Consider the following 2,621-nt stretch of genomic DNA (forward strand, 5'->3'; position numbering starts at 1 on the left):
CAGTAACTGTTTTAACTCGTTTCATTGTTTTCATTTTTGCATTACCTTTGTTTAGTTATAATATATTATAAATATTTTAATTAATTTGTTATTTGTGTTGGTTTCAGGGAAAGAACAAACTATAAGCAAAAATATTATAACATGAAAAAATAATAAAAAATAAATATTTAAAAGCATAATGATGACTTGTAAATGAAGGTCTTTTGAAAATATTTATTTTTTAAAGAATCTAACAATTCTTTTATTTCGATTTATAATAATGTTGTTATAGTTTGGAAATGACAAGAAATAATTGCAGTTGAGATGATAATTTGGTAATCCATAATAAAAAAAGGGGGGATAAAAGTTTTTTTATTGATTAAAAAAATACCAGATATTTATTAAAAAATAAAGGATAAAAAAATAAATTCAAAATGGCGGAGCAGAAGGGATTCGAACCCTTGCACCGATTTCTCGGACTACGTCCTTAGCAGGGACGCCTCTTATAGCCACTTGAGTACTACTCCTAAATTATATTGTATAGATTTGCAAAATAAAAAAATAAATAGGTGAATGTAAGCAAATATAAAAAATAAAAATAAAAAAAAGAGGGGATGAAAAAAATAGTAATTGAGATGTGTTAAAAAAATATCCCAAAAGTGGATTAAAAAATAAAATAAATGGAGGCCCTGAACGGATTTGAACCGTTGATCAAGCTTTTGCAGAGCCATGCCTTACCACTTGGCTACAGGGCCAAACATCGCTTTAATGCGAGTTTGTTATAATTAAATTAATGAGTGACAAATGGTTTCATTAAAGCTTCAATGTCTTTGACTTCTTTAGGGATGTGTTTGGATAAATTAACAGCCCCTTCTTGAGTGATTAAAAGGTTGTCTTCAATTCTTACTCCAATCCCTAAATCTTTTAAATATAGACCTGGTTCGACAGTAATTACGCTGTTTGTTCCAATAACACCTGTATAATTGCAAACATCATGAATATCTAATCCTAAGTGATGTCCTAATCCGTGATAGCAATATTGATGGATTGTTTCGCCTTCTTTAAGTAAAGACATTTTTTTTAATCCTTGCAATAAAATATCTTTGCCATATTGGTTTAATTGCGTAAAGGTGTGATGCGGTTTTACCCAAGCAATGATTTCTTTGTTAGCTTTAAGAACTAAATTATAAATATCTTTTTGCAAAGAACTAAATTGTCCACTTACAGGATAACAACGAGTAATATCAGAGGAATAATGATTATAAGTAACGCCAGCATCAAATAATAAAAGGTCGTTGGGTTTTAATTGGCAGTTAGGTTTGTTATAATGCAAAATTAAGGCATTTTTTCCTGAAGCAGCAATGGTTTCAAAGGATTTTTGAGTTTGGTTATTTTCCAAAAAATAATGAAAAAGAGCAGCTATTTGATATTCATACATTCCAGGTTTTAAGTTTTTTAATAAATAATTAAGGGCTTGATGATTGATATCTAGAGCTTTTTGGATTTGGGTTTGTTCGTAAACGCTTTTTGTTTGACGAAAAAAAAATAAAAAAGAAGAGCTATTATAAACTTGCAAAAAAGGATATAAAGAAGTCATTTTTTGACAATATTCTAAAGCCCAACTTGCTTTTTGGTATAAGGTTTGCTTGGATAGGTCAAAATAAAAACCTTCTAAAGAATCCACAAAAGAACCTCTCAAAGGATTTATCATCTGAAATAAAAAAGTTTCAAAAGTTAATATGTTTTTGAGGTTTGATAAATTAATTTGAGATATCAAAGAAGCATCAGAAAAACTCAAAATATCTCCATCCCACAAGGCTTTACTAGGGTTATTTTCTTCTAAAAATAAAAAAGTATGAGATAAATTAGGTGTTTTTACCAACAATAAAATAGTGTTTGGTTGGTTAATTCCTGTCAAATAATAAAAATTATGATCAACTTCAAAAGGAAAAGTTTGATCGCCACTCTTAGTAATTGCTTTTCCAGAATAAAAAAGAGCAGCGGTGTTTGGTTTCATTTTTTGGATGAAATTATTTCTATTGTGCAAAAACATAAAAACACGATTTTCCTTTTTTAAGATAGAAATGAAAAAAATATAAGTTCATAAAGCAAACGGAAAAATGTTTAATATTAAAAAATTGGAATAAAAAAGCAGGCAAAAAACTTGGCAAAATAATTTAACTTTTGATTTGAAAAAATTTGATTTTGGGAAGTAATTTAAACTTTTGCTTTGGGAAATAATTCCAAAAATTTTTAATTTTCAAAATAATGTTTCTTTTTTAAAACATTTAAATAATTTGATTTTGGGAAGTAATTTAAACTTTTGTTTTGCGAATTTCTTGGAAAAATATTGAAAAAATTTGTTTGGCTAAAAGTTTTGATTTTCTAAATATTAAACATTTGTTTTGTTTTTCATTTTTTTTCTCTATGTAGAGTGTGAGTTCTAGAAAAAGGACAGTATTTTTTTAATTCTAAACGTCCTGGGGTCTTTTTTTTATTTTTATCAGTATGATAATTTTCTCTTTTGCACTCTGTACAAACTAATTTTACTAAATCACGCATGTTAATTTTCTCCTAACTAATTAAGCAATATAGTACTATTATATCAAATTTTTTAATAAATAATAAAGAGTTTTTAAAAT

Annotated in this window: 2 protein-coding genes and 2 tRNA genes; all 4 read right to left on the reverse strand. The window is 27.1% G+C overall.

What is annotated here, in order from left to right:
- Positions 1 to 414: 414 nt before the first annotated feature.
- The 4 genes from OL66_RS02380 to rpmG all read right to left on the reverse strand — a co-directional run bounded on the left by OL66_RS02380 (position 415) and on the right by rpmG (position 2,541).
- Positions 415 to 506, reverse strand: a tRNA-Ser gene (locus OL66_RS02380).
- Between the two features lie 154 nt (positions 507 to 660).
- Positions 661 to 734, reverse strand: a tRNA-Cys gene (locus OL66_RS02385).
- Between the two features lie 35 nt (positions 735 to 769).
- The gene (locus tag OL66_RS02390) at positions 770 to 2,032 is read right to left on the reverse strand and encodes an aminopeptidase P family protein (protein ID WP_034172308.1); all 1,263 of its coding nucleotides are present in this window, start codon (positions 2,030 to 2,032) and stop codon (positions 770 to 772) included.
- A 359-nt stretch (positions 2,033 to 2,391) separates the two neighbouring features.
- Positions 2,392 to 2,541: a 50S ribosomal protein L33 gene (gene rpmG, locus OL66_RS02395; protein ID WP_011160619.1), complete on the reverse strand. Its 150-nt coding sequence runs from the start codon at positions 2,539 to 2,541 to the stop codon at positions 2,392 to 2,394.
- Between the last annotated feature and the right edge of the window lie 80 nt (positions 2,542 to 2,621).

It is taken from the genome of Chrysanthemum yellows phytoplasma, from assembly GCF_000803325.1.
GTDB lineage: Bacteria > Bacillota_I > Bacilli_A > Acholeplasmatales > Acholeplasmataceae > Phytoplasma > Phytoplasma asteris.

What these genes read in the sequence shown, in the direction of transcription:
- rpmG (WP_011160619.1), bottom strand. Translation starts at nt 2,541, where the DNA reads ATGCGTGATTTAGTAAAATTAGTTTGTACAGAGTGCAAAAGAGAAAAT.
- OL66_RS02390 (WP_034172308.1), bottom strand. Translation starts at nt 2,032, where the DNA reads ATGTTTTTGCACAATAGAAATAATTTCATCCAAAAAATGAAACCAAAC.